Origin of the sequence: Ornithinimicrobium avium, assembly GCF_003351765.1 — a bacterium.
Lineage (GTDB): Bacteria > Actinomycetota > Actinomycetes > Actinomycetales > Dermatophilaceae > Ornithinicoccus > Ornithinicoccus avius.
This window is the reverse complement of record NZ_CP031229.1, coordinates 2,128,077-2,154,032: the sequence shown is the minus strand read 5'-3', so window position 1 is coordinate 2,154,032 and position 25,956 is coordinate 2,128,077. Positions and strand designations below refer to the sequence as shown.

Below are 25,956 nucleotides of genomic sequence, written 5' to 3'. Positions count from 1 at the left end.
AGGCGCGCTCCGGCGGCGCGGCCCCGGCCGGGATGAGGGCCTTCATGACCGCACACTAGCGCCGCGCGGGCGGCGGGCGCCCGCCCGTGCGCTCACCCGCGACGACCGCCCGGGCGGGGTGTTCCCCGGCGCTGCCGGACGGGACCCTGTTCCCCGCTGGCCAGGCCGAGGGCTGCCCGGCCGCTGGTCGACGCATCAGGATCCACGTCGTGGAGAGCCCGCCCGCGAGCGCGGCGATCACCGGCGGCTGAAGCAGCCGGAGGAGCAGCAGGCCGCCGCCGGGCACGTGCCACCACAGCGTCCCGCGCAGGTCGGCGGCGGTCGGCCGCCAGTCGTCGGGGCGGTCCCGGTTGTCGCCCTGGGTGGTGAGGCCGTCGCCGTCGCCGGCGACCACTCGGTGGATGACGAGCGACCCGGCACCCGGCCCGCCCGCCGGGACGGGGTAGGAGACCACGTCTCCCACCCCATACCCGTCCTGGTGCCTGAGCACGACGAGGTCGCCGTCGGAGAGCGTCGGCTCCATGCTGTCGCCCGACACGACGACGTAGGTCGCCGGTCCGCCCAGCTGGGTCGGACGCAGCGTGACGGCCCAGGCCAGCAGGACGAGCACCACGACCACCCATCCGGTGGCGTCCCGGAGGACCCGGGCCGGGAGGGGCCGCGACCGTGGCGGTCGCGGCCGCGTCGCCACGACCGCCACGACCACGTCAGCCCTCGATCCAGATGCGGACGGTGTCCAGGCTCTCGGGCGAGGGGTAGGGCGCCGAGAACCGCACGGTCGCCTGGCCGCTGGCGTCGAGCGTGACCTTGGCGGGGCTCGTCATGGTGTTGGTCTTCACCCACATGTCGGCGCCGGCGCACTCGGCGGCGATGCCGGAGATCCGCACGCTGCGGACGGTGTTGTCGTCGGTCTCCAGGCCCCAGTTGGCCTTCACGCCGTCGGTGTCGCTCAGGCCGCTGGCGACGCCGGCCTGGACGGTGCCGCCGTGCACGGTCAGCACCGACGCGGAGGCGAACGCCAGGCTCGCGACGGCCGTGCCGCCGAGCACCGCGGTGATCAGTCTCTTCTTCATGTCCATCCCTTGGTCAGGTCGGCGGGGCGGGTCCCCGTCGACGTCACCGAAGGTAGGGACGCGGAGGTGCCCCACGGATCGGCCGAACGGTCAGGACGACCTGGCCGGACGGTCATACCTCGGGGGTTGCCCGACCCGGACCCCGCGGACCGGTGCGGCGGACCGCCCGAGGGGATAACCTTCGGTGGCATGAGCAGCGATGTGCGGAACCACCTGATCGGGCTCCTGCTGGGAGCGGAGGAGGACTGGCCACGGGCCTTCGAGGCGATCCTGAGGATGGTCGGGCCGGTGCAGGACGGTGGGCAGACCCACGCGCTCAACAGCGAACGGGTGCGGATCTCCCCGTTCGACCTCACCGACCCGGTCCGCCACGGGCTGGTCATCGACCGCCTCGCCTACTGGTACTACCACCCGCGCGAGTGGCTCAAGAAGGCGTCGCTGATGGACGACACCTACCTGCTCAACAGCCCCTTCACCTTCCAGGCGATGGAGAAGCACAGCGCCTACGTCGCGATGCTGCGGCTGGGGATGAAGATCCCCAAGACGGTCCTGGTGCCCTACAAGAACCCGGTCGACAACGTCCGCTGGGCCTACACCTCGGCGCGCTACAACGACCCGTTCGACCTGGAGAAGATCGCCGAGGACGTCGGCTACCCGCTCTACATGAAGCCGTTCGACGGCGGCGGCTGGCGCGGCGTGTCCCGGGTCGACGACGTCGAGGCGCTGCACCGTGCCTACGACGAGTCGGGCAACATGCTGATGCACCTGCAGGCGACGGTCGACTACGACCACTTCGCCCGCGCGCTGTCGATCGGCCCGGAGACGATGGTCATGGACTTCCGTCCCGGCGAGCCGATGCACTCCAGGTATGCCGTGACGCACAACTTCCTCTCCCCGCAGGCCGGGTGGGAGACCCAGACGGTGAGCAAGGTGGTCAACGCGTTCTTCGGCTGGGAGTTCAACAGCTGCGAGATGCTGGTCAAGGGCGAGGACGTCTTCCCGATCGACTACGCCAACGCCTGCCCCGACGTGGCGCTGACCTCGCTGCACTACTACTTCCCGTGGGCGATCACCGCGCTGGTGCGCTGGTCGACCTACTGCCTGGTGACCGGGCGCAAGTCGTTCATCGGGGTGCGCACGCCGCGCGCCTACTTCGACATCGCCGACGACCCGGACCGCTCCTACGCCGAGAAGATGCAGGCCTACCGCCAGCTGGCGGACGACGAGTTCGAGACCGAGCGCTACTGGGAGTGGTGCCAGAAGCACCTGGCGCACCTGCCCGAGCGGGTGCTGGAATGGGTCGGCTCCGACGACTTCGACAAGCTGCTCATCGACACCGTGCAGGCGACCTACCCCCAGCACGAGCACGACCAGTTCGTCGCGCACTTCCGCGGGCTGACGGGGCTGTGGGTCAGGGACCAGGAGCACCTGAAGCAGTCGGCCGGCTGACCCTGCACGACCCCTCGGCCACTCCGGTGGCCCCCACCGGGTCGCTTGACGTGCACGTCAGGGGAGTGTTGTGGCCGTCATAGCGACCACGACGCTCACCCTTGCGGCAGCCGGCCCGGCGGTCGCCGCAACCTCACGTCCCGGCCCACGGCGCACGTCGGCCCGCACGGTGTCGGTCGACCGGTCCACCCTCGCGCCCGCAGAGCCAGGGCGACGTCGACCGCCAGCTCGCACGGGGTCTCCGCGACCTCGGCCCATCCTGCCCTCAGCGTCACCTCGCCCCGGCCGACGGTCTCCCGGTCACGGCCGCGGTCCTGGGCCTGCCGGTAGCGGTGGTAGAGCTCGCCGTCGATCTCCACCACGACTCCCCGAGCCTCGTCCTTGAAGTCCATCCGCCGCGTCCGGCCGTCCGCGGTGGCCTCCGGCCCGTCCATCGGCACCTGACGTGCCATGGTCGGCAGCCCGTGCGGCCGCTCGACGCGCTCGACGTATCTCACCTCCGCCACGCTCCCCAGGCCTTCCGCCGCCGCCGCCAGGATCTCCTCGAGCGCCGCCCGACGTGGGTGGCGCGGATGGTGGCGCAGCTCGGCGCGCAGCGCCTCGACGCTCACCCTCCTCCGGCTGACCGCGCGCGTGATGAGCGCGATGTCGTCGTCCAGCCTGCGCCCCGGCAGGGCCAGCACGTCCAGGATCGTCTGCGCGGCCGAGGTGACGGGTATGCCGTAGCGCCGCGCCACCGACAGCCGGGCCCGCCGGCGCACCCGCACGCCCGGGAGGTGAGCGCTCCGCCGTGTCGTGGCGGGCTCGGCCAGCGTCAGCACGGGTGGCTCGCGGTCGGTGAGTCCCCACAGGTTGAGGGCGCAGTCCAGGCTCGCGACCGTCCCCGCCCCGCGGGCCAGCGTCGCCGCCTCGAGCCGTTGGCGCCAGCTCGGGCTCCCGCTGCGGGTCAGGTAGACGCCCCGGAAGACGACCTGCCACCGGCCGGTGCGCAGGCGGTGCCTCTGCGCCGAGTGCGTGATGCCCGCGGCCAGCGCCTGGGACCGGGTGATGACGTCCTTCATGCCGACACGGTCGCCGATCGGCGACGGCTGGGGCCGAGGTTATCCACAACCGCGGCCGCACGGGTGAGCGTCGTGGTCGCCATGGCGACCACGACGCTCCACTGACGTGCACGTCAACCGGCCGCGGGGCCTCGACGGGGTCGTCAGTGGCAGCAGCCGTCCTCCGGGGCCTCTGCGGCGACCTCGGGCATGCCGGCCTCGGGCAGGTCGACCTCGGGCAGGTCGTGGGGCTCGCCCCGCACCGCGCTGAGCCGGCACAGGCAGGAGGCCACCACCGGCACGTCGGCGACGGCCTTCGCCACCGCCAGCCGGCCCGACACGATCGCCGCCTCGTCCTCGCGGCCGAGCCTGGTCAGGCACTCGTGGAAGCCGTGCAGGGCCCACACGTTGCCCGGGTGCTGGAGCGCGCGGGGGAGCGTGTCGTCATACCCCAGGTCGGCCCGGTAGACGGCGAGCGCCTCCTCGACGTGCCCCTGCTCGAGCAGCAGCGCGCCGTAGGCGTGGCGCGTCGGCTGCATCCACCCCCACGGCTCGTCGTAGGGAAGGGTGTCGTCGAGTTCGATCGCGCGTCGCAGGCTGGCGTAGGCGGCCTCGTGCTCGCCACGCCGGTACTCCAGCTCCCCGTCCAGCATCGCCGAGGCCACCGCCAGGATGTCGCGACAGGTGTTGTTGAAGATCGTCCTGCTGTCCGGCACCGCGGCCTGCGCCGCGCCGAAGAGCTCGCGCTCGGCCTCCGCCTCCTCGATCCGCTCCAGCGCCGAGAGCGCGACCCCTCGCCCGTAGTGGCGCGTCGCGACCGTCGTGGCGTAGAGCTCGGGGTCCGCGGGCTCGGTGATCTGCAGGATCTCCTCCCACCGGCCGAACCTGATCAGGGCGTGCACCCGCACCGACAGGAACCCCTCGAGCCAGTCCGCCATCGGTGGTGACCCGACCCGCAGCAGCTCCTCCGGGATCGTCGCCTCGATCGCCTCGACCGCCTCCATGGCGACCTGCGACTGCCCGCTGAACATCGCTCCATACACGAGGAAGTGCAGGTTGTGGGCGCGGTAGAGGGTGTAGAAGTTGAGCGGTCCGCGCGCGGCGAGGAAGCGTTCGTCGGCGCGGACCGCGGCCTGGTTGGAGGCGATGACCGCGCGGTAGTCGCCGCACAGGACGTCGAGGTGGGTCGGCATGTGCTGCAGGTGGCCGGCGTCGGGGACCAGGTCGCGCAGCCGGTCGGCGACCCTCAGCGCGCGCTCCGGGGTCGGCGACATCTCCCACAGGTGGACGTAGAAGTGCAGCGCGCCCGGGTGGTCGCGGCCCGCCGGGGTCTCCAGCACGCGGTCGAGCACCTTCGCCGCCTCGGGTGCGCGCGAGCCCGGTCGAGGCTCGCCGGTGCGCAGGTCCCACAGCTCCCACGGGGTGAACATCATCAGGGCGTCGGCATAGAGCGTCGCCACGTCGTGGTCGTCGGGGTATGCCGCGTAGGCGCGCCCCATCGCGGCGGCGTACTCCTCGTTCCAGATCGTCGGCTCGGTGCCGGACCCGAGGGGATAGCGGTGCCGCAGCGCCGCGACGAGCGCCTGCTCGACCGGGGTGGCCCCCGCCGCGAGCGCCTCGGCACGCCGGATCGCGGCATGGGTCCGCTGCACGGTCGTGCGCAGGTCCTCCTCGTCGAAGAACTCCCACGGCTTGTTGTAGTTGGGCCCCAGCGCGTAGGCGATGCCCCACTGCGCCATCGCGCACGCCGGGTCGGCCTCGGCGGCCCTCTCGAAGCAGCGCGCGCCCTCCTCGTGGTTGAACCCGTAGGTCCAGACCAGCCCGCGGTCGAACCAGCGCTGGGCCTGCGGCGAGGTGGTCGTCACCGCTCGCGAGTAGCTGCCGAGGTCGAAGTAGTCGTCCATGAGTTGCTCCCTTGCCCTGGCGTGTCGGGCTGCCGGCGGACCGCGCGACGGTGACGGCTGAACTCTTCCGGGTCGGTCGCGAAGCCCATGTGCACGGGCATCGTCTCAAAGGTGGCCCCGGGGTGGGCGACTCAGCTCAGCGGTAGTCCATCCCCACGTCGTCCACCCTGCGGTGGTAGCGCATCCCCGCCTGGCCGCCGAGCAGCGCCGCCGCCAGCGGGACCAGGGCGGCCAGGACCGCCGCGACGATGCCGATCGTGGTCAGGTCGCCCTCGCCGAGGGGGATGCGCGGGAAGGCGTTGACCCGGCCGAGGAGGTTGAACCGATCACCGGCGAGCATGCCGAGCAGCCCGACGACGATCGCCGCCACCAGCGCCCACAGCCAGACGCCGAGCCCCTGCTTCGCGCCGTCGAAGCGCGCCATCCGCCCGGCCACGTAGCCACCGCAGAAGTAGGAGACGAACAGGACGACGACCAGCCCGACCAGGCCGGCCCAGCCGATCGCGCTCGAGGCCTGCTGCGCCTGCTGGGCGGCCTCCTCGACCGTGGTGCCGGTGCCCAGGCCGACCGCCGCGCCGACGGCGGCGAGCAGGGCGGTGAGCAGCACCGCCATCCCCATGGCGCTGAGCCAGCCGAAGAACGTCGCGCCGGGCTGGAGGCCGCCGAACGCCTCCCGCTCGCGCTCCACGATGGCGTCGCGGTCGGCGGCAACCCGGTCCAGGTGTCCGTCGCTGTCGTCGTGTGATGTGGTCACGGCTCCTCCTTCAGGTAGGGCCATCCACCCTGCACGCAAGCACGACTGAACGGGCGCCGCAATCGCAAACGGCCCCCGGGCATGGTGGTGGCCCCGCACCTGACGGACCAGGCGGGGGCCGTCTTCGACGTTAGGTCGACCCGACGGCCGGCGCAATCCGCCCAAAGGGGTGAAAAATCCTGTGCTACTGCCCGTGGCCGTGCTCGACGGCGTAGGCGTCGAAGACCTGCTGCGGCCCGGCTCCCACGTGGAGGAAGTTCGCGTCCAGGGTCGCGCTGAGCTGCTCGACCGAGGACGACAGCCGCAGACCGCTGCGGTGCACGCAGCGGTCCGGGCAGGCCAGGGCCGAGGACGTCAGCCGCACCAGGTAGGACGCGTGGTGGGCCAGGGAGAGGTCGGGGTCGGACTCCTGGAAGTAGAAGCCCTCGCCGTGCTGGGCGAAGTCGATGCGCACCGTGCCGACCTGCGCGGCGAGGGTGTCCAGGACCCTGGTCGCGACCGCAGGGTCGGTGTCCTGCAGGCTGTCGGCGTAGCCGGCGTCGGCCAGCCCCTTGAGCTCCAGCGCGAGCGCGCGTCGGCGGGACAACGGGGGATAGATCTGCGTGAACCACGTCAGGCCCGCGGTCAGCAGCGCGAACCCGGTCAACGCCTCCAGGGGGGAGACGGCGCGCACCCACGGCTGGGTGGCGACCACGTCGCCGTAGCCGAGCGTGGTCAGGGTGACCGCCGAGACGTAGAGGGACTCCACGGCATCGACGTAGCGGCCGGGGTCCAGGCCGGAGGAGTAGGTGAAGCCGCGCGGCACGTGCGGCAGGTAGATCAGGGCCCACCCGCACACCTGCAGGATCACCCACAGCAGGAGCACGAGCAGCATCCCGGACGGGCCGACGACCACGAGGCGGTGCCGGGTGGCCCTGGAGAGCTTCCACAGCGCGGCGAGGACCAGTCCGGTGAGCCGGCCCTGCCCGGTGGGGTGCAGCAGGGTGTGGAACATGTCCTGCAGGCCCACGAGGACGAGCAGCACCCCGGCGAGGGTGAGCACGACGCTCATCGGGGGTGCCGGTCCTGGGTCATCCTCGTTCCTTCCGCTGGTGTGCTGGGCTCGCTCGCTCCTCGGACCCACCGTAGGGACGGGCCGGACGGCCCGCACGCCCAGGCCGTTCCCGGGCGAGCGCCGCGCGCCGCCCCCTCGACGGGGCGGTCGCCTGCCACGCTGGCGCCATGGACGTCATACATCGGCTCGGACAGCGCTTCTGGTTCGTCCCGGCGCTGCTGTGCCTCGTGGCCGTCGTGCTCGCCGAGCTGCTGGTCTGGGTCGACGGCACGTGGGTCCTCAACCTCCCGGGCTGGGCGGACGGCATCGTCTACCGGGTGGGGGAGACCGGCAGCCGCGACATCCTGGGGTCCATCGCCGGCTCGGCCCTGGGCGTCGCCGGCACCACGTTCTCGATCACGATGGCGGTGCTTGCGCTCACGTCGTCCAGCTACGGTCCCCGCCTGGTGCGCAACTTCATGGCGGACCGGGGCAACCAGGTCGTGCTGGGGGTGTATGTCGCGACCTTCCTCTACAGCCTGCTCGTCCTGCGCTCGATCCGCACGATCGGCGACCCGGCGGACTCCCAGGCAGAGGCGTTCGTCCCCCACCTCGCGGTCAACTTCGCGGTCGTCCTGGCGGTGCTCAACGTCGGGGTCCTGGTCTACTTCATCCACCACATCTCCAGCTCGATCCAGATCGCCACCATCTCCCGGCGGGTGCGCACGGACCTGTTCGACACCATCGACCGCCTCTACCCCGAGCACGTCGGCGAGGAGGGCGACCCCGTCCCCGGGCGGCAGGCGTGGTCCGAGCAGGCCGAGCCGGTGCGGGCCTCGAGGGCGGGATACGTCACCCGGGTCAGCGGTGAGGAGCTGATGGACGAGGCCCGGGACGCAGACGTGCGCGTCGACCTGCACGTGCGGCCGGGCGACTACGTCGTGCAGGGCACCCTGCTCGCCTCGGTGCATCCTGCCGGCCGGGCCACCTCGCAGGTGAGGGAGTCGATCGGCGGGACGGTCCGGGTCGGGGACGAGCGCGACCCCTTCCAGGACGTCTCCTTCGCCGTCCAGCAGCTGGTGGAGCTCGCGGTCAGGGCCCTCTCCCCGGGGACCAACGACCCGTTCACGGCCATCAACGCGCTGGACGACCTGTCGGCAGGGCTGTCCCGCCTGGCGGCCCGGCCGATGCCCTCCGGGTGGAGGGCCGACAAGGACGGCACCGTGCGCGTCCGCACCTCGCCCGTCGACGCCGGCGAGCTCACCACGACGGTGCTGGACAACATACGGTGGTATGCCGTCTCCTCCCCGGCCGTCATGCACGCCGCCGTGGACCTCGTGGAGCGCGTGGGCGCCCGCGCGGAACAGCCCGGCCTGCGCTCCGAGCTGGCCGGGCAGCTGGCGCTGCTCGAGGAGGCGTTCCGCCGCGGGGAGCAGCAGCCCCACGACGTGGCGGCCTTCACCTCCAGGGTCGAGGCGGTGCGGGCGGCTACGATGAGGCCCGACCCTGGAGGTGGTCAGCGATGACCGAGACGCTGCAACTGGCGCACAGCCCCGTCGTGTGGGGGCTGGCGCTCGGGATGGTCGGGCTCGTGCTCGTCCAGACGTACATGTTCGTGGCGATGGCCAACAGGTACGTCAAGGACACCGGGGTCATCACCCACGCCGAACGGGCCAAGGCGATCCGGGTGGGCACGATCGCCACGATCGGGCCGGCGATCGCGGTCTTCACCGTCGCGATCGTGCTCATCGGCCTCATCGGCGCACCGATCACGCTCTCGCGCATCGGGATCATCGGCTCGGCGGCGTTCGAGGGGCTCACCGCCAACGCCGGCTCGGGCGACACCCTCGGCACGGCGGAGTTCACCCCCACGCTGCTGGCCACCGCCACCTGGGTGATGGCCTTCGGCGGCGCCGGCTGGCTGGTCACGACGATCCTGTTCACCAAGCCGCTGGAGACCGCGCAGGAGAAGTTCGAGCAGACCAACCCCGCCCTGATCGGGCTGGTCGGGGCGATGGCGCCCTTCATGGTCTTCTTCGTCATGGGCTACGAGCAGTCGATGGGCGGCATCACCGCCGACGAGGGTGCCAACTACGGCCCACTGGCCGCGGTGGTCGTCGGCGCGCTCGCCATGTGGGGCTTCGTCCGGCTGGCGCACCTGCGCCGCGGGCTGGCCTGGATGGGGGAGTGGGCGATCGGCCTGGCCCTCGTCCTGGCCATCATCGCCGGCGTCCTCGCGGAAAGGATCTGACGCCATGGACACTCCTGACCTCACGACGCAGCAGCACCACGACTACGACCACGCCTACTACCGCAAGGTGCACGACCGCGGGCGGCTGAGCCTGCTCGTCGCCCTGGTCGGCTCGTTCGCGATCCCGTTCTACCTCTCGGTCGTCCTCGGCCACGGGGTCGACGTCACGACGCTCACGGCCGGGATGATCTTCGTCCTCGGGTTCGTCGGCATCATCTGGATCGTCGAGCCCATCTCCTACTACCCCGTGCTCGGGCCGGTCGGCAACTACATGTCCTTCCTGTCCGGCAACATCGGCAACATGCGGATGCCGGTCGTCGGCGGGGTCCAGAAGGCGCTGGACGCCGAGCCGGGCACCAAGCGGGCCGAGCTGGCCGCCGTCTACGGGCTGGCGGCCTCGACGATCACCAACCTGGTCATCCTCTTCGTCGTCATCATCGGCGGCACGTTCATCGTGCAGGCGCTGCCCGACTCGGTCCTGGCCGCCTTCACCTACGCCATCCCCGGGATCGTCGGCGCGATGATCTACGCCTTCGGCTCCAAGCTCTCGCCGCGCAACATCGTCATCGTCGTGGTGCTGGGCCTGCTGATCGTCCAGGCGATCCGGCTCGTCGGCCAGGTGTCCGAGGGGGCCGGCCGCCTGCTGGGCACCGGCCAGGTGGGCATCGCGGCCGCCGTCGCCATCGTCGTGGCGCTCCTGCTGGCCCGCCGCGAGGGCCCGGCCCAGGACCCGGAGGTCGAGGATCCGGGCGAGTAGCCGCCCCGCCCCGGGCGCGCCCCGCCCGCTACCCGTCCCGCAGCTCCCGCTTGAGGATCTTGCCCGAGGCGTTCCGCGGCAGGTCCTCCACGAACGTCACCCGCTTGGGCACCTTGAACGCCGCCAGCTGGCCACGCACGTGCTCGACGATCCCGGCCTCGTCCACCTCGCCCTTGCGCACGACGAACGCCGCGACGGCCTCGACCCACTTCTCGTCGGGGATGCCGACCACCGCCACCTCGGCCACCGCCGGGTGGGTGTAGATCGCGTCCTCCACCTGGCGCGAGGCCACCAGCACCCCGCCGGTGTTGATCACGTCCTTGATCCGGTCGACGACGAAGACGTAGCCCTCCTCGTCCATCCGCACCAGGTCCCCGGAGTGGAACCACCCGTCGCTGAACGCCTCGGCGCTCGCCTCCTCGTTGCCCCAGTAGCCGTCGCACAGCTGCGGCGAGCGGTAGAGGATCTCCCCGCTCTCGCCCACCGGCACGTCCGCCCCGGCGCCGTCGACCACCCGCGTCTGCACGAAGAGCACCGGCTTGCCCGCCGAGTCCGGCCGCTGCGCGTGGTCCTCGGGCCGCAGCACGCAGGCCAGCGGCGCGATCTCGGACTGGCCGAAGCAGTTGTAGAACCCGCAGTCGGGGGCCTTCGCCAGCAGCGTGCGCAGCGTCGGGCCCGGCATGATCGAGGCGCCGTAGTAGGCCTTGCGCAGCCCGGACAGGTCCCGCCCCTCGAAGTCGGCGTGGTTGGTCATCGCCACCCACAGCGTCGGTGCCGCGAAGAACGCCCGGTGCCCGTCCTGCTCGATCCGCCGCATCACCTCGCCGGGGTCGGGCACCTCCAGCACCGTGCTGGTCGCGCCCACCGCCAGCCACGGCAGGAGGAAGACGTGCATCTGCGCGGAGTGGTAGAGCGGCATCACGTGCAGCGGGTGGTCCTCGGCCGTCAGGTCGAGGTCGACGATGCAGGAGAGGTACTCGTGCACCAGCGCCTTGTGGCTCATCATCGCGCCCTTGGGGCTGGAGGTCGTCCCCGACGTGTAGAGCAGCTGGGCCAGGTCGGTGTCGGCGACCTCGACGCCGACCTCGGGCAGCTCGCCTGCGGCGGTGGCGATCTCGACCACCGAGCCGTCGGCGTCACGCAGCGGAACCCGGTGCTCCACCCCCGCCAGGACCGCCTCGTCCACCCCGGCCAGCGACCGCTCCAGCGCCGGGTCCACCAGCAGCGCCCGGCTCCCGGAGTCGGCCAGCAGGTAGCCCAGCTCGCCGCCGAGCAGGTTGTAGTTCAGCGGCACGTGCACCAGCCCCGCCCGGGCGCACGCCAGGAACCCGATCAGGTAGCCGTCGCTGTTCCGCCCCAGCGCCGCCACCCGCTCACCCTTGGTGAGCCCGAGGTCCAGCAGGTATGCGGTCACCCGCGTCACCGCCTCGTCCAGCTCGGCGAAGCTCCAGGTGCGGCCGGCGAAGACCAGCGCGGTGCGGTCGCGGTAGCGTGCGGCGCTGCGCCGCAGGATGCCGTCGACCGTGCTGGATCGGGTGATGAGTGCGGACACCGTGGCCTCCTCGCCATGAGCCCGGGGCCCTGCCGGTCCCGGCTTCATTGCAAACTAGCAGCCGTCGTCAGCAGCACGGTCGCAACGGTCGCCCGGCACTGAGGAGTGTTGGTGTCGTCATGACGACACCAACACTCCGCTGACGTGGACGTCAACCGGATCCGGCGGAAGTGCGTCCCCGCTGCGTCGGGCATGCCGTGCCGGAACGGATGGCGCGCTTCGATGGTGAGCTCGGGCGTCTAGGACCGGAAGGTTCCGCGTGGATCACGCAACGGTCGCCGTGCGGGCCACTCCCGCCCGCAGGGCGGTCCTGACCAAGGGCCACTGCAGCGGCAGCCGCGCCAGCGTCCCGACGAAGGCCAGCACGTGCGCCGGCCTACGGGTCCGCGCCGCACGCCGGCCGTAGGAGAGGCTCATCTGCACGTTGGCCGGGAAGACCCCTAGGAGCAGGAGCGCGCTCGCCATCCCGGCCGGAGCCCGGGTGCGCGGGGCAAGGAGACCCACCGCGCACGCCAGCTCGGCCACCCCGGAGACCAGGACGAGCTCCCGCCGCGCTGGCAGCTGCCTGGGCACGATCGGCTCGAAGACCTGCGGGCGGACCAGGTGCAGGGCGCCGGAGGTGAGGAAGACGGCGGCGAGCGCTTCGACGTCGGCCGGTGGGCGAGGACAGGGGGTGGGCACGGCCCCATCGAAGCACGGGGCCGCACCTGGGAGTCACTCCTCATCAAGCAGCCGACACCTCGGCAGCTCTGCGGCCGGCGTCAGTGCCGTCCGTCCACGTCCCGTCGATGCTCGGTCCGCAGGACGACAACCTCGCGTGCCGGTTCGTTGATCCGGTAGAGAACGCGGTAGGTACCTCGCCTCGCCGAGTGGATCCCCTCGAGCTGTCCACGTAGCCATCTGCCGACACGCTGAGGGTGGGAGGGCGACGTGGTCCGAGGGGTGGACGCCGGTAGGCGACGTCGGCCTCCCGGATGTCGGCCAGCGCCTCGTCGTCGCTGAGCACGGCCAGCGTCTCCTCGAGCTCGGTAGGTCCTCGGTGCTGAGGAGCACAGCGGCGGCCCTGCCGTTGCGGGTGATGGTCACGCGGTCGTGCTTCCGCTGCACACGGTCGACGACGTCGCTGAAATGGTCGCGGACTTCACGCAAGCGCAACTGTGCGTGGATGACGTCTCTCACCAGCCACGCAACCGTGCGTCCCGACCGACGGCGCACGAGGAGCCGCACGCCTGGGGTCGGCCCTGCCAGCCGCGGGACCGCTGGACGAGCGCGACGTCGACGGCCAGCTCGCACGGCCGCTCGACCACCTCGACCCAGCCTGCCCGCAGGCTCACCTCGCCCTTCCCGGCGGCCTCGCGGTCCCTCCTACGGTCCTCGGCCTGCTTGTCCCGGTGGTAGAGCTCGCCGTCGATCTCCAGCCTGACCCTGCGGACCTTGTCCCTGAAGTCGATCCGTCGCGACCGACCGTCCCGCACGGCCGTCGGTCCGTCCATCGGCACCTGCCGCTCCATCCTCGGCAGGCCGTGCGGTGCCTCGACGCGCTGCACGTACCTCACCTCGGCCACGCTCTCCAGCCCGTCCGCCGCAACGGCCAGGATCTCGGCGAGCGCGGCCCGGCGCGGGTGCCGCGGATGGTGCTCGAGCTCCGCGCGCAGCGACTCCACGGTGACCTTCTTGGTGCGGACGGCGCGGATGATCAGCGCGACGTCGTCGTCGAGCGTCCGCCCCGGCAGCGCGAGCACGTCGAGGACCGTCTGGGCCGCCGAGGTCACCGGTATGCCGTGCCGCCTCGCGCGCGCCAGCCGCCGGCGTCGACGCACGCGCACCCCGGGCAGGTGGCAGGTGCGGCGCGTGTCGACGGGTTCGGCCAGCGTGAGGATCGGCGGCTCCCGGTCGGTCAGGCCCCACAGGTTGAGGGCACACTCCAGGCTGGCGACCGTGCCGGCCCCGCGGGCGAGCGTGGCCGCCATGAGCCGTTCGCGCCACGTCGGGGTCCCGCTGTGCGTGAGGTAGACACCGGGGAAGATCTGCTGCCACCGCCCGGTGCCCAGCCGGTGCCGGATCGTCGCCCGGGTGAGGCCCTGGGCGAGCGCCTGCCGGCGGGCGGTGACGTTCTTCACGGGGACACGGTCCCCGATCTGCGCCGCCCGCCGCAGAGCTTGTCCACAGGCCAGCCGTCCGGTGCCGGTGTGCCCGGACCCGCCAGGGAGTGGGCGCGGTCGACCGGACGGCCCGCACCGTGGAGCGTTGGTGTCGCCAGGACGACACCAAGGCTCCGCTAACGTGCACGTCAAGCCGGTGCCAGCCCGAAGGCGCTACCCCTGCGGACGGTCGACGTCGAAGTACACCGGCTCGGACCGGGTCGGCGCCCACACCTGCGAGCTCGTCGTCTCCGCCCAGGCCTCGAACCGGCCGCCCCGCAGCTTGCGAGCAGCCCACGGGCCGTCGTGGCCCAGGAGCGCCTTGAGCGGGATCTGCGCCCAGAATCTCCCGTCGTCGTCGGTGAGCACGTCGACGACCATCGGGTCGTCGGCCCGCTCGGGACGGATGGCGAGCGTGACCCGCTGCTGCGGCGCGGCGGGGCGCACCTGGCCGGTCAGGTAGACAGAGTCGGACGACTCGTCCTTGTCCAGCCGGATGTCGCCCCTGTGCTTGGGCGTGACCGACACCCCGATCCCGCCGACCGTGCGGTGGGTCGAGCCCGGGTTGCCGGTGACCGGCAGCTCCTTGTCATAGCTGTGGGGCAGCCGGCCGACCAGGTCGCCCCACGCCGTCGACGGCAGCTCGCTCCTGCGCCCCGGCTTCTCGAGGAAGAGATAGTTCTTGATGTCCGAGGTCGGCAGGACGGTCAGCTCCAGCCGGCGCTCGCCCCTGGCGTCCACCTCGACCCAGCGGTGGGGGACGTGCACGACATACCCCTGGGCGGCGCCGAGCGCCTCGACGGACAGGACGACCTTCTCCTCGCGCGGGTTGCGCACGCAGAACGTCATGGTGACCGGGTCGGGCGGGCTGCTGGCCGGGGCGGCGAAGTGGAAGACGTTCTCCTGCACCTGGTTGTTGCCGGGTGAGACCTCGCCGAACTGGTTGCCGGCCACCACCTTCAGGCAGGTGTGCTCCCCGACCGTCGGCGTCCACCTGACGAAGGCGTCCGCGCTGCCGCCGCTGGCGATGCTCGGGATGAGCGTCGTGGCGATCGGTGCCCACGCGCCGTTGTCGCCGACGCCGGGCGGGCTGATGGCGTAGTAGGTCATCTTCACGTCGGCGGCGGCGTCCGCCCCGGTGCAGCGCACCTGCGCGTAGAGCCGGTTGGTCTCGCCGGGCCGGGGTCGCTCGAGGGTGGCGACGGTGCTGCCGTCGACCTGCTCGGGGCTGATGCCCCAGGGCTGGCGGTCCACCCACACGTCGTCGCTGACCCAGGACGCCCCCGACTGGCTCATCTCGAGGTCGAAGGTGCCGGCCGGGTTCGGCCCGATGGTCTGGGCCCACTCGACGCCCACGTCGACGACGAGCGGGTTGGTCGAGGTGGGCGCACCGACGGTGATCCTCAGCCCCCGCAGCGGGTCCTCGATCACCGCGCCGCTGCTCTGGGTGAGCGCGTCGTGGAGCAGGGTGACGAAGCGCATCTCCTGGTTGAGGTCCACCCGGTCGGTGAACACCTTGGTGACCAGGACCCCGCCGGTGCCCGAACCCACCGGGATCGCGGTGTCGAAGACGAGGGAGTTGCCCGGGCCGCCGTTGCGCTCCCGCACCTCCACGTAGTAGAAGAGCCCGCTGCCGATCTTGATGCGCAGCGCGTGCGCCCGCGAGGTGGCGGCGTTCTCCACCGAGCCGTGCGCCTGGAGGGTGTAGGTCTGGGAGAACGGGTTGCGGTCCCAGTCCAGCTCGACGACGTTGCTCGCGTCCCAGTAGCCCAGCTGCTGCATGAAGTGCGCGCTGAAGCACGGGTGCGAGTCGTGGTTGCCCATCAGGTCGAAGCTCTGGGCGGTGGCCACGGCCGGGTCCACGAGGTCGGAGGAGTAGACGTCCTCGCCCAGCACCGCCCCCGCGTCGACGAAGTTGTGGGCGACCTCGTGCGCGAAGCGCCCCCAGTCCGCGTTGTCGCCGATCGCCATCAGGCCCAGCGGGGCCGAGGTGGTGATGTTGATCGAGGTGGCGGCGTCGGAGTAGCTGAAGTTGCTCGACGACCAGCCGCCCCACGCGCGGATGAACCCGCCGTCGAGGAAGAGCACGACCGCCATCGCGACGTAGTCGTCGAGGTCCAGCCCCTGGTCGACCGCGCCCTGCGCGGCCTCGGCCATGATCCGGTTGAGCCCGTCGGGGTTGTCGATGTTGTTGATGCTCGCGTCGACGTAGTCGGTGTAGGCGCCGCCGAGCGCGACCCAGACGGTGTAGTCGAGGTCGAGCCGCGTCCGCCCGTAGGACACCTGGTCGTAGTAGGTCACCGCGTGGTCGAACTCGGTCATGATCGCCGAGCGCGTCGTCGACGGGTCCGACGGGACCTTGTCGGTGGCGTTGCAGCAGACGACGAGGACCTTGGGCGTGCCGATCGGGTCGACCCCGGCCGACGGCTGCCCCTCGCCGGCGCCGTGGAAGAAGATCGGCGGTCCGTCGCCGCCGGTGCCGACGGCCGGGAACGGGTCGACGACGAAGTCGACGGTGCTGCTCGCGCTCCGGCCCCCCGTCTCCACCTCGACCGGCCCGTCGGCAGCCCCGTAGGGCACGATCGCACGCAGGCTCGTGGAGCTCGCGGACACGACCAGCCCGTCGACGCCGCCGAAGCGCACGGTGTTGTCCCAGCGCGCCGGTGCGAAGTTCCTCCCGCTGACGGTCACCATCGTGCCGGGCGGTCCGTGCATCGGGCCGGACCCGCTCACGTACGGGCCCAGCACGTGCGGCGCCGAGACGTCGATGAGGTCCTTGAGCCGCCAGAGCCGGTCGTCGTAGCGACGCAGCAGGTCGCGCAGGTGTGGATCGATCTGGAATCAGGCATGATGCCTCCCCCGAGAAAAACCGTCTACCCCTTGTCGACGGTGGTCCAGCACACTACACCCTTCGGGGTGCGGGCGCCAGGGTCGTCGGCGTGCCGCTTCGGACAGTGGCCACTGACCCGTATCGACGAAGGATCTTGTGCCGACGGATCTGGGAGAGTGTGTTATGCGACGTGTGGCGGTCGGGAGCCTGGGCGGGACGATCACGATGACCGGCGGCCCGCAGGGCGCGCAGCCGAGGCTCGGAGCGGCCGACCTGCTGGCCGGGGTGGCGGGGGAGGACCTGCAGGTCGAGGCGGAGACGCTCGAGCAGCTGCCCAGCGCCAGCCTGACCCCCGCGCACGTCCTGCGGGCGGTGGGCTGAGCCGCGAGCGGGTGGCCGCCGGCAGCGACGGGGCGGTCCTGGTCCAGGGCACGGACACGCTGCCCGAGAGCGCCTTCCTGGCAGACCTCCTGGACCGGGGCGTCCTGCTCGGTGGGACGCTGTCGGCACGCCAGGCACGCCAGGCACGGCTGCTGCTGTGGGCGTGGCTGGCCCATGACCGGGCCGCTGCGGGAGGGACCACGCTCGCCCACCTGCTGGAGACCTACGCGGACCCGTAACGGCGACGGGGAGATTCACGGATTAGACACACCGCGCGGCATCGAGACTGGGCCGCGCACGCACGCGCGCCTCGGTGGACGCTCAGTCCACCAGGCGGCCGTCCCGGGCGGCCACGCGACCAGACTGTATGACGATCCGTCCCGGTCTGTTGGTCCACAGCAGGGCGGGGTCCTCGGCCAGACGTCCCGGCAGGATGAGCAGGTCGGCGCGAAGACCGACCTCGATGCGGCCTCGGTCGGTCAGACCCATCAGCTCGGCGTTGACCTCCGTCGCCGAGCGCAGGGTCTCATCCAGCCCGGAGGCGTCGGCCTGCAGCTCGAGGCCTCTCAGCTGCTCGTCCTCCAGGTCTCCCATCAGGTCCGAGCCCCATCCGACCCGGACGCCGGCACGGTGGGCCAGCTGGACCGCGTCCTGACCGCGCAGGAGGACCTCGCCGTTCTTGCGCAGTCCCTCCGCAGACAGCCCGCTGTCCGAGCCACGGCGGCTCATCGCGTCGTAGGCCACCAGGGTCGGCACGAGGAAGGCGCCGGCGGCCGCCATGTCGTCCGCGGCCCCCTCGTCGATGAGGTTGCCGTGCTCGATGGACCTGACTCCCGCGGCGACCGCGCGGCGCACGGCCTCGGCAGGATAGGCGTGGGCAGCCACGTAGCTGCCACGCCTGGCAGCCTCCCGGCACACCGTCTCCAGCTCCTCCTCCGAATACTGCGACAGCTGGATGGGGTCGGTCGGTGAGACGACCCCGCCCGAGGCCATCACCTTGATCGCGTGGACGCCGGCACGGAAGCGCTTGCGCACAGCCGCCCGGAGGGCATCGACCCCGTCGACCACCTCCCCCATGTGGCCGTGGCCGGAGCACAGGTCGAGGACGCCGGGATGTTCGTCTCCGTGTCCGCCCGTCTGTGACAGCGCCGGCCCGGTGTAGAAGTAGTCGGGACCCGGCAGGACGCGCTCCCGGAGCGCGGCCGCCAGTCCGGGGTCGCCGCCGGCCACGTCGCGGACGGTGGTGAAGCCGCGCTCGAGGGCCGCCCGGCAGCGCACGGCCCCCTTGATGCCGACATAGCTCAGCGGGTGGGCGTTGATGGCCAGGTTCTCGATCTCGACGCCGTAAGCGTGGAAGTGCGCGTCGATGAGGCCGGGCAGCAGCGTCCCGCCGCCGCCTTCGATCACCTCCGCGTCGTCCCCGGCGGGACCGGGTCCGGCGGCGGGAGAGATCGCGTCGATCAGTCCGTCCGACAGGGTGACGTCCACAGGGGCGTCGTCGGCGGCCAGGCGGACGTCCCGGACGACCAGCGTCATGCGGCTGCCTCCTTGCTCGCGAAGGGGGACCTGCCGCCGTCCCGGACGAAGGCATCGACCTCGTCATCGAGGACCTCCAGGGGGACTGCGCCCAGGGAGAGCACCAGGTCGTGGAAGGCGCGCAGGTCGAAGTCGTCCCCGAGGGCCGCCTCGGCCCGCTGCCGCGCCTGCAGGATCGTGGTCTTGCCCAGGTAGTAGGCGACCGCCTGCCCGGGCCAGCTGATGTAGCGGTCGATCTCGGTGACGACCTCGTGCATCCCGATCGCGGTGTTGGCCGCGAGGTAGTCGATGGCCTGCTGCCTGGTCCATCCCAGGGCGTGGATGCCGGGGTCGACCACCAGCCGGACCGCGCGCCACATCTGGTAGCTGAGCATGCCCATGGTCTCGAACGGGGTGGTGTACATCCCCATCTCCACGCCCAGGTGCTCACCGTAGAGCGCCCAGCCCTCGCCATACGCCGAGTTGTAGAAGAAGCGGCGGAAGGGCGGCAGGTCCGTCATCTCCAACGCGTAGGGGATCTGGAAGGCGTGCCCGGGTGCCGCCTCGTGCAGGGTGAGCGCAGGTAGCGAGAAGAGTGGCCGGTCGGGCAGGGAGTAGGTGTTGAGGACGTAGTGGTCCACGCCACCGCGCCCGAACGTGTAGAACGGGGCGAGGTCGGCCGGCGGCTCGATGATGGCGAAGCGCTGGCGGGGGACGCGCCCGAAGTACTGGTGCACGACGCCGTCGAACTTCTTCGCGTGCCACGCTGCCTCCTTGAGGAGGGCCTGCGGCGTGTCGACGTAGAAGGAGGGGTCCGTGCGCATGTGGGCCAGCATCGCGGGCGCGTCGCCGTCGAAGCCGGCCTCGTGCGCGACCTCGCCCATCCGTGCCGTGATCTCGGCGACGGCGTCCAGCCCGGCCTGGTGGACCTGCTCGGGCGTGAGGTCGAGGGTCGCGAACTCCCGCACCTGGTCCCGGTAGAACTCCTCCCCCCAGTTCTTCGTGGCCGAGATCTCCAGCGGCAGGTGCGGGAAGTAGTCGTCGGCCAGGAACGCCGCGAGCTCGCGGAACGCGGGCAGCACCTGCTCCTCGAGGACGCGTTCGAGCTGCGGCCCGATGTGCTGCGCGACCCTGTCCGCGTCGGTGCCGCGGTAGCGGCCCACGGGCAGGTGGAGGTCGGTGTCGGCAGCCGACCGCGCCTCGGCGACGGTGCGTGCGGTGGCGTCGCGCCCGGCCATCGTGATGCGGGGCGGGGCGAAGCCGCGGGCCAGCCCGGCGCGCATGTTGGCGATGTGAGCCTGGAAGTGCCGCGGGACCCCGTCCAGCAGCTCGAGGTAGCCCTCCACGCTCGCGGGGGTGGGGTAATGCCGTCGGGCCGCGTCGAGGATGTCCTGCCAGAAGGCGGTGTCGGAGTTGATGGGCGCCTCGAACATCCGGTTCTTGTGCTGGGCCAGGAAGGTGTCCAGCTGGTAGAGGTAGACCTTGCGGTCCGAGCGGGCGCGCTGACTCAGCTCGGAGGGGTCGATCTGGAGCACCTGGTCGCGGACGCAGCTCCAGTGGGCGGCGCGGCGTTCCTGCGCCGGGGGTGAGACGTCGGGGAGGAAGGGCTCGAGCTCGCCGGAGATCCAGCGTGGCTGGCGACCCAGCTCGCGCTCGCGCCAGGCCCACTCCTCGGTGTAGATCGCGACGAACCGGTCCTGTGCGCTCGACTCTGACATGCCTCTCCTTCTCTCCCGCGGTGGCGGGTTGGTGTGGTGCGGCGGGCGGGGCGCGGCCCGCCGGTTAGGTGTCCGGGCTCGACCACTCGGCCGGGATCCGGGGGATCGCGGCGAGCAGCTCGCGGGTGTAGGGGTGCTGCGGGTCGGTGAAGATCTGGTCCCGGCCGCCCTGTTCCACGATGCGACCCTGGTTCATCACGCAGACCCAGTGCGCCAGCTGGCGGACGACCGCGAGGTCGTGGGCGATGAAGAGGTAGGAGAAGCCGTAGGACCGCTGCAGGTCGCGGAGCAGCTCGATGATCTGGGCCTGCACGGACACGTCCAGGGCGGACACAGCCTCGTCGCAGATCACCAGCGCCGGGCGCAACGCGATCGCGCGCGCGATCCCGATGCGCTGGGCCTGCCCGCCGGAGAACTGGTGCGGGTAGCGGTCCACGTACTCGGGCTTGAGACCGACCTGTTCCAGCAGCGTGCCCGCGAACTGCCGGGATCCTCCCGGGACCGCTCGCCCCTGGTAGACGAGGGGAGCGGTGATGATCTGCTCCACGGTATGACGCGGGTTCAGCGACGAGTACGGGTCCTGGAAGACGAACTGCACGCTCGAGCGCAGTGTCGTCAGCTCACGGCCACGGCTCTGCGTGACGTCCTTGCCCTCGAACTCCAGCCGGCCGGACGTCGGGTCGATCAGCCGGGCCGCGATGCGTGCCGTGGTGGACTTGCCGGACCCCGACTCGCCGACCAGGGCGACGGTCTCGCCGTGGTGCACCTTGAAGCTGACGTCCTGGAGCGCCTGGAAGTCGCGCGTCCGCGGGAGCAGGCCGGAGCGCTCGGGCACCTTGAAGACCTTGCCGATCCCCTGCGCGCGCAGGAGGGGAACCTCACTCACCGGGCACCTCCGGTCGTCCGCCCGCCGCCAGGACCTCGTGGCGGGTCAGCAGGTCGGGCACCGGGTCGTCGATCCGCGGCGTGGCGGCGAGCAGCTCTCGGGTGTAGTCGGCCCGGGGCGAGGAGAAGACGTCCCGCGTCCGGCCGGTCTCCACGACCTGGCCCTCCTTGAGGACGAGCACGCGGTCGCTGACCTGCGCGACCACGGCGAGGTCGTGGGTGATGAAGATAAGGGCGGACCCCATGCGCTCCTGCACCTCGTCGATCAGCCCGAGCACCTGCGCCTGGACCGTGACGTCCAGGGCGGTCGTGGGCTCGTCGGCGATGATGAGGTCCGGCTCGCACGCCAGGGCCATGGCGATCATGATCCGCTGCCTCATCCCGCCGGAGAACTGGTGGGGGTAGTGGTCGACACGGGACCTGGCGTCGCGGATGTGCACCGCCTCCATCGCCTCGACGGCGACCTTGTGCGCGGCACGCCGGGACCCGCCCCGGTGCGCGCGGTAGGCCTCGGCGATCTGCGAGCCCACCGTGTAGTAGGGGTTCAGGGAGGACAGGGGATCCTGGAAGATCATCGCCATGCGGTCGCCGCGCAACGCCCGCATCCGGCGGTCCGGCAGGTGCGTGACGTCGGTCCCGTCGAAACAGATCTCGCCGGTATATGCCGCTTCGGGCGGGAGCAGCCCCATGATGGCCAGGGCAGTCATGGACTTGCCCGAGCCGGACTGCCCGACGATGCCGAGGGACTCCCCGCGGGCCAGCTCGAAGGACATGTCCTGCAGGACGGGGGTGGCCGAGCCGCTGCCGTCCGGGAAGGAGATGGTGAGGCGGTCCAGGGTCAGCAGGGGTGCGGTCATGACGCCCTCGTCCGGATCCGGGGGTCGAGCGCTGCATACAGCATGTCGACCACGATGTTGGCGACAATGACGATGAAGGCGGCCAGCAGGGTGACGCCCATGATGACCGGCTGGTCGTTGTCCGTGATGGCGTCGCGGGCGAGCTTGCCCACGCCGTTGAGGCCGAACACCGTCTCGGTGATCAGGGCACCGCCGAGGAGGGCGGCCAGGTCCATGCCGTAGAGGGTGAGGACCGGAGTCAGCGACGGGCGCAGTGCATGGCGGAGCAGGACGGTGCGCGGCGCCAGGCCCTTGGCCCGGGCGGTGCGCATGTAGTTCTCGCTCAGGGTGTCCAGCACGTTGGCCCTGGTGATCCTCGTGTACATCGCGGCATACATGAGCGCCAGCACGACCCACGGCATGAGGTAGCTGTCGAACCACAGGCCGGGATCGTCCCGAAAGGCGACAGTGGTGGGGAACGGCAGGACCTGCAGCTTGACGACGAGGACGTACTGCAGGATCAGCGCGACGAAGTAGTTGGGGAGCGCGATCCCCGCCAGGGCGACCGCGTTGAAGGAGTGGTCGACCCAGGTGCCCTTGCGGTAGGCCGAGATGAGACCGGAGAGCACGCCGTAGGAGAGCCACAGGATCCCGGCACCGATGCCGAGGGTGAGGGTCACCGGCAGGCGCTCCACGATCATCGTGGTGACGTCCTGGTTGCTCTGGAACGAGTAGCCCAGGCAGGGTGCCGCGCAGTGCACGGCGGTCGCCCCTTCCCCGTAGGTGCTCCCCACGAAGAGGCCTGAGACGAAGGTGCCGAACTGCACCCAGAAGCCGCGGTCGAGCCCGAGCACCTCACGGATGGACTCGATCCGCTCCGGGGTGCAGGTCTGCCCGCAGATGATGACGGCCGGGTCTGCGGACAGCTGGAAGAAGATGATGTGGGTGAAGAGCAGCACGCCGAGGAGCGTCAGAGCCGCACCGAGCAGGCGGCGCGCGGCGAAGATGAGCATCAGCGACCTCCCCGGCGGGACATGAAGTTCTGCAGGTGGTCATCCAGCACGATGGCCGACAGCACCGTGAGGGTCAGGAAGGTGCCTGGCAGCGCGAAGAACATGGGGTCGGTCTGGTACCAGGGCACCGCCGAGTAGATCATCTGACCCCACGACGGCTGCGGTGGCTTCACGCCCACGCCGAGGAAGCTCAGGCCCGCCTCGGTCGCGATGTAGATGGGGAACGTCAGGCTGGTGTAGACGATGATCGTGCCGGTCAGCGACGGCAGGATCTCCCGGAAGACGATCTGTCCACGGCTGGCCCCGGAGGCGACGGCCGCCTCGACGAACTCCCGCTGGCGTAGCGAGAGCACCTGGCTGCGCACCACCCGGCCGATCTTGGGCCAGCCGAAGATGGACAGCACCGCGATGAGCATCGCGATCCGGTTGGCGCCGGGGACGGCGGAGAGGATGGCGATCATGAAGATGAGCTGCGGGAAGGCCATCAGGAAGTCCATGACGCGTGAGATCACCTGGTCGGTCCAGCCACCGAAGTAGCCGGCGACCAGTCCCAGGACGGTGCCCACGAGCATGGTCAGGACCGTGGCCGCGGTCGCGATGAACAGCGAGGTGCGACCGCCGTAGAGGATGCGTGAGAGGAGGTCGCGCCCGTTGAGCGGCTCGACGCCCAACCAGTGGTCGGCGCTGATGCCTCCCAGCGGCCCGGCCGGAAGGCCGGCCGGGCCCAGGGCGTCCTGGTTGAACGCGTAGGGGTCGTTGCCGCTCCAGCGCGCCAGGAGCGGGGCCAGGACCGCGAGGAGCACCACGACGGCGAGGACCGCGATCGCCAGCACCGCCGACGGGCGCCGGAGCAGGTAGCGGGGCAGGCCCCAGCGTGGCGCAGGCGCCACGCCGAGGTCCTCGCCCCCGGTGCCGATCTGACTCTCGATGGTCATGGCGACGGTCTACTGGTCAGGGTCGATGAGGCCCACGCTCGCGTAGTCGACGTATCCCGTGGTCCCGGCGTGGGAGTAGGCGTCGCCGACGTTGGGCCCGACCATCTGCAGCGGCGTGTCCCGCACGAGGGGGACCACCGGGGCGAGCTCGAGGATCTGCTTGTCGAGCTCGGCGTATGCCGCGTTCTGCTCGTCCAGGTCCGTCATCTCGGAGATCTGGTCGAAGGCCGCGTTGATCTCGGGGTTGTCGAGCATCGAGAGGTTGTAGTTGCCGGTGTCGCTGATGCGGTCGCCATCGAAGAGCGGCGCGAGCAGGACCTCGCCGTAGAGCCACGAGGAGCACCAGCCGGTGATGGCGATGTCGTGCTGCTGGCTGGGGTTGTAGATGGTGGAGTAGTAGGTCGAGGCCTCGATGACGTTGAGGTTGACGTCGATGCCGAGCTTCTTCAAGGAGTCCTGCACAGCCTCGGCCTGGGACTGCCACTTCGGCAGCGCCCGCACGTCCATGGTGAGCTCGAAGCCGTCGGGGTAGCCGGCATCGGCCAGCATCTGAGCGGCCTTCTCCGGGTCGCCCTCGTGGTTGTCGCTGGGGTAGAGGTCGAAGTCGACCCAGCCGGGGGTCGCCGGGAGCAGCATGTCGGTGGCGATCGCAGCCATCATCGGCCCGCCGGTCGCGGTGAGGACCTGCTGCTTGTCGATGGCGTAGGAGATGGCCTGGCGCACCTCGAGCTCCTGCAGGGGCCCCTTGGTGGTGTTGATGCCGAGGTAGGTGGTGCAGGTCGGCTGGTCCCGCACCGTTCTGGCCATGAGGTCGTCCTTGCCGAGGACGAGCGGGAGCGACGCGGCCTGCAGGGGGTTGGTGGAGGAGGACACGGCGTTGCGGTCCTCGCCCTGGGCGGAGATCATCCGCTGGTCGATGGTGGAGGCGTCCAGACCGAAGACGAACTCGAAGGAGTCGGGCAGGGCCGTGCGCACCTCGTCGGTCTCGGCCGACCACTTGTCGTTGCGGACCAGGACCAGCTCGGAGCCCCGCTTGTAGCTGTCCAGCTTGTAGGGGCCCGAGCTGATCGGCTGCTCGTCGAGCTGGTTGACGGAGGTGACCTTGCCCTCCGGGAAGGGCGCCGTCGCAGTGGCGGCGACGATGTTCGGGAAGCCTGCCAATGGCTGGTCGAGGTGGAAGACGATCGTCTTGTCGTCGGGCGTCTCGATCGAGTCCAGACCGGCGGGGTCCTCGTAGATGCCGGCGTAGTCGTCCAGCCCATCGATGTACTGCAGGTGGTCGGTGGACCCGAGCCGGAGCCGCGCGTCCGCCGAACGCTCCAGCGCATACTTGAAGTCCTGGGCACGGATCGGCGTGCCGTCCTCGTAGAAGATGTCGTCCTTGAGCGTGAAGGTCCAGGTCTTCTTGTCCTCGCTCGCCGTGCCCGTGTCGGTCGCCAGGTCGGGGACCACGGTGTTGCCGGCGTCCCCCGTGCCGGACTGGTAGGTGGTGAGCGTGCGGTAGATCAGCCGGTAGAAGTTGTTGACGTTGCCGTCGTTGCCCTTCACCGGGTCCAGGTAGGAGAGCTCGGCGTTGCCGAGCACGACGACCGTGCCGCCCTCGCTCGCCTCGGGAGTGCGCAACGCCCACCCGTCCTCGTCGAGCTCCGCCCCGCTCGCCGCCGCCTGGTCTCCGGAGCCGCTCGCCCCGGCACCGTCGCCCGGGGTCCCGGGCTGCTGCCCGCCCTCCCCACTGCATGCCGTCAGCGCCAGAGCAGCACTGGCCGCCACTGCCGTCCAGACTCTTCTCACCATGACAAACGCTCCTTTGCGTCAAGTTCGTCCGGCTCCCTCGAAGGGGTCGGGCACCAACACGGCATGCGTTGATACCCAGTAAAATAGCACTTGGC

General features: G+C 71.1%; 24 protein-coding genes. 6 read left to right on the top strand and 18 right to left on the bottom strand.

The window, feature by feature from the left end; genetic code table 11:
• Positions 1 to 55: 55 nt before the first annotated feature.
• Together DV701_RS09915 and DV701_RS09910 are read right to left on the bottom strand one after the other, a co-directional pair.
• The gene (locus tag DV701_RS09915; RefSeq protein WP_162802947.1) at positions 56 to 613 is read right to left on the bottom strand and encodes a S26 family signal peptidase; all 558 of its coding nucleotides are present in this window, start codon (positions 611 to 613) and stop codon (positions 56 to 58) included.
• A 94-nt stretch (positions 614 to 707) separates the two neighbouring features.
• Positions 708 to 1,073: a hypothetical protein gene (locus DV701_RS09910; protein WP_114928157.1), complete on the bottom strand. Its 366-nt coding sequence runs from the start codon at positions 1,071 to 1,073 to the stop codon at positions 708 to 710.
• Between the two features lie 189 nt (positions 1,074 to 1,262).
• On the opposite strand from DV701_RS09910, the gene DV701_RS09905 reads away from it, so the two are divergent.
• Positions 1,263 to 2,522 carry an ATP-grasp domain-containing protein gene (locus tag DV701_RS09905; RefSeq protein WP_114928156.1) on the top strand — a complete coding sequence of 420 codons (1,260 nt, stop codon included), beginning with the start codon at positions 1,263 to 1,265 and terminating at the stop codon, positions 2,520 to 2,522.
• Positions 2,523 to 2,617: 95 nt separating this feature from the next.
• Here DV701_RS09905 and DV701_RS09900 read toward each other — a convergent pair whose 3' ends face one another.
• The 4 genes from DV701_RS09900 to DV701_RS09885 all read right to left on the bottom strand — a co-directional run bounded on the left by DV701_RS09900 (position 2,618) and on the right by DV701_RS09885 (position 7,271).
• A complete protein-coding gene (locus tag DV701_RS09900) occupies positions 2,618 to 3,583 on the bottom strand; it encodes a type IV toxin-antitoxin system AbiEi family antitoxin domain-containing protein (protein WP_114928155.1) in 966 nt (321 codons plus the stop codon).
• A gap of 143 nt (positions 3,584 to 3,726) precedes the next feature.
• A complete protein-coding gene (locus DV701_RS09895) occupies positions 3,727 to 5,466 on the bottom strand; it encodes a hypothetical protein (protein ID WP_202863493.1) in 1,740 nt (579 codons plus the stop codon).
• Positions 5,467 to 5,602: 136 nt separating this feature from the next.
• Positions 5,603 to 6,220, bottom strand: a complete 618-nt coding sequence (locus tag DV701_RS09890) for a hypothetical protein (protein ID WP_114928154.1) — start codon at positions 6,218 to 6,220, stop codon at positions 5,603 to 5,605.
• A 184-nt stretch (positions 6,221 to 6,404) separates the two neighbouring features.
• Entirely contained in the window at positions 6,405 to 7,271 is an 867-nt protein-coding gene (locus DV701_RS09885) for a potassium channel family protein (protein WP_114928153.1), read from the bottom strand.
• A 170-nt stretch (positions 7,272 to 7,441) separates the two neighbouring features.
• On the opposite strand from DV701_RS09885, the gene DV701_RS09880 reads away from it, so the two are divergent.
• Genes DV701_RS09880 through DV701_RS09870 form a run of 3 tightly spaced genes read left to right on the top strand, consistent with a single transcriptional unit; the run spans position 7,442 to position 10,261 of the window.
• Entirely contained in the window at positions 7,442 to 8,779 is a 1,338-nt protein-coding gene (locus tag DV701_RS09880; RefSeq protein ID WP_114928152.1) for a DUF2254 domain-containing protein, read from the top strand.
• On the top strand, positions 8,776 to 9,504 hold the full coding sequence (locus tag DV701_RS09875) for a DUF5058 family protein (RefSeq protein ID WP_114928151.1): 729 nt from the start codon (positions 8,776 to 8,778) through the stop codon (positions 9,502 to 9,504). Before DV701_RS09880 ends, DV701_RS09875 begins: the two co-directional genes overlap by 4 nt.
• Before the next feature lie 4 nt (positions 9,505 to 9,508).
• Positions 9,509 to 10,261: a hypothetical protein gene (locus tag DV701_RS09870; protein WP_114928150.1), complete on the top strand. Its 753-nt coding sequence runs from the start codon at positions 9,509 to 9,511 to the stop codon at positions 10,259 to 10,261.
• 28 nt (positions 10,262 to 10,289) lie between these two features.
• Here the strand turns inward: DV701_RS09870 and DV701_RS09865 are convergent, their stop codons facing one another.
• The 5 genes from DV701_RS09865 to DV701_RS09840 form a co-directional block, all read right to left on the bottom strand.
• Positions 10,290 to 11,813, bottom strand: coding sequence for a fatty acyl-CoA synthetase (locus tag DV701_RS09865; protein WP_228254968.1), 1,524 nt, complete (start codon positions 11,811 to 11,813; stop codon positions 10,290 to 10,292).
• 264 nt (positions 11,814 to 12,077) lie between these two features.
• On the bottom strand, positions 12,078 to 12,494 hold the full coding sequence (locus tag DV701_RS09860; RefSeq protein ID WP_114928148.1) for a DoxX family protein: 417 nt from the start codon (positions 12,492 to 12,494) through the stop codon (positions 12,078 to 12,080).
• 80 nt (positions 12,495 to 12,574) lie between these two features.
• Positions 12,575 to 12,868, bottom strand: a complete 294-nt coding sequence (locus tag DV701_RS19145; RefSeq protein ID WP_202863719.1) for a type II toxin-antitoxin system RelE family toxin — start codon at positions 12,866 to 12,868, stop codon at positions 12,575 to 12,577.
• Between the two features lie 120 nt (positions 12,869 to 12,988).
• The gene (locus DV701_RS09845) at positions 12,989 to 13,933 is read right to left on the bottom strand and encodes a hypothetical protein (protein WP_114928147.1); all 945 of its coding nucleotides are present in this window, start codon (positions 13,931 to 13,933) and stop codon (positions 12,989 to 12,991) included.
• A gap of 195 nt (positions 13,934 to 14,128) precedes the next feature.
• The gene (locus DV701_RS09840; protein ID WP_114928146.1) at positions 14,129 to 16,702 is read right to left on the bottom strand and encodes an IPT/TIG domain-containing protein; all 2,574 of its coding nucleotides are present in this window, start codon (positions 16,700 to 16,702) and stop codon (positions 14,129 to 14,131) included.
• Between the two features lie 265 nt (positions 16,703 to 16,967).
• On the opposite strand from DV701_RS09840, the gene DV701_RS09835 reads away from it, so the two are divergent.
• Together DV701_RS09835 and DV701_RS09830 are read left to right on the top strand one after the other, a co-directional pair.
• Positions 16,968 to 17,165: an asparaginase domain-containing protein gene (locus tag DV701_RS09835; RefSeq protein WP_114928145.1), complete on the top strand. Its 198-nt coding sequence runs from the start codon at positions 16,968 to 16,970 to the stop codon at positions 17,163 to 17,165.
• Between the two features lie 11 nt (positions 17,166 to 17,176).
• A complete protein-coding gene (locus DV701_RS09830; RefSeq protein WP_114928144.1) occupies positions 17,177 to 17,404 on the top strand; it encodes a hypothetical protein in 228 nt (75 codons plus the stop codon).
• A gap of 82 nt (positions 17,405 to 17,486) precedes the next feature.
• On the opposite strand, the gene DV701_RS09825 is transcribed toward DV701_RS09830, so the two are convergent.
• The 7 genes from DV701_RS09825 to DV701_RS09795 form a co-directional block, all read right to left on the bottom strand.
• Positions 17,487 to 18,701: a metal-dependent hydrolase family protein gene (locus DV701_RS09825; RefSeq protein WP_114928143.1), complete on the bottom strand. Its 1,215-nt coding sequence runs from the start codon at positions 18,699 to 18,701 to the stop codon at positions 17,487 to 17,489.
• On the bottom strand, positions 18,698 to 20,398 hold the full coding sequence (locus DV701_RS09820; RefSeq protein ID WP_114928142.1) for a DUF885 domain-containing protein: 1,701 nt from the start codon (positions 20,396 to 20,398) through the stop codon (positions 18,698 to 18,700). The genes DV701_RS09825 and DV701_RS09820 overlap by 4 nt, the downstream gene beginning before the upstream one ends.
• A 64-nt stretch (positions 20,399 to 20,462) precedes the next feature.
• Positions 20,463 to 21,284 (bottom strand): ATP-binding cassette domain-containing protein, encoded by an 822-nt coding sequence (locus tag DV701_RS09815; RefSeq protein ID WP_114928141.1) that lies wholly within the window; start codon positions 21,282 to 21,284, stop codon positions 20,463 to 20,465.
• A complete protein-coding gene (locus tag DV701_RS09810) occupies positions 21,277 to 22,140 on the bottom strand; it encodes an ABC transporter ATP-binding protein (RefSeq protein ID WP_114928140.1) in 864 nt (287 codons plus the stop codon). The genes DV701_RS09815 and DV701_RS09810 overlap by 8 nt, the downstream gene beginning before the upstream one ends.
• On the bottom strand, positions 22,137 to 23,132 hold the full coding sequence (locus tag DV701_RS09805) for an ABC transporter permease (protein WP_114928139.1): 996 nt from the start codon (positions 23,130 to 23,132) through the stop codon (positions 22,137 to 22,139). Before DV701_RS09805 ends, DV701_RS09810 begins: the two co-directional genes overlap by 4 nt.
• On the bottom strand, positions 23,132 to 24,067 hold the full coding sequence (locus tag DV701_RS09800) for an ABC transporter permease (RefSeq protein WP_114928138.1): 936 nt from the start codon (positions 24,065 to 24,067) through the stop codon (positions 23,132 to 23,134). Before DV701_RS09800 ends, DV701_RS09805 begins: the two co-directional genes overlap by 1 nt.
• Before the next feature lie 9 nt (positions 24,068 to 24,076).
• Complete coding sequence (locus DV701_RS09795; protein ID WP_114928137.1) at positions 24,077 to 25,861, bottom strand: ABC transporter substrate-binding protein; 1,785 nt, start codon at positions 25,859 to 25,861, stop codon at positions 24,077 to 24,079.
• Between the last annotated feature and the right edge of the window lie 95 nt (positions 25,862 to 25,956).